At 58.5% G+C, this 390-nt stretch carries 1 protein-coding gene and 1 pseudogene; one reads left to right on the forward strand and one right to left on the reverse strand.

What is annotated here, in order from left to right; translation table 11 throughout:
* Positions 1-202: pseudogene (locus D3227_RS42520) on the forward strand (hypothetical protein); the annotation flags it as partial.
* Here D3227_RS42520 and D3227_RS44755 read toward each other — a convergent pair.
* Positions 159-371, reverse strand: coding sequence for a DUF488 family protein (locus tag D3227_RS44755; protein ID WP_425374605.1), 213 nt, complete (start codon positions 369-371; stop codon positions 159-161). The pseudogene D3227_RS42520 and the gene D3227_RS44755 overlap by 44 nt on opposite strands.
* Positions 372-390: the final 19 nt, after the last annotated feature.

The raw sequence follows: 390 nt of genomic DNA on the forward strand, positions 1-390 counted from the left end.
CTACAGGAGGCTTCTCAAACAGCACGGCGCTGCTGGCTGGGAAGCCCCATTCCGGGAGAAATACGAAAGACAACTTCCCTCTCGCGACCTGATCCTGCTGATGGGCACCATGCACCGGTTTCCCGACCAGTGGCTCATCATCAGTGTGATATGCCCGCCTAAGCTGCAGCCTGAAACACCGAATCAGCCTGGGCTGTTCTAGCCATCAGATGCACGATCGGCGGGCCTCCCAGCTTGCGGGCAGCTCTTGCAACATATGTGCGGTGGCACATCGCGTAATCGGCCTCGAAGCAGACGAGACAAGCCTGCGTCGCCTTGGCCAATCTGGCCAATTCGCGTACTGTGGCTTCTTGCGTTCCGAGGTACGCCAGGAATGACCGTGTATAAGCC

It is taken from the genome of Mesorhizobium waimense (assembly GCF_003601975.1).
GTDB lineage: Bacteria > Pseudomonadota > Alphaproteobacteria > Rhizobiales > Rhizobiaceae > Mesorhizobium > Mesorhizobium waimense.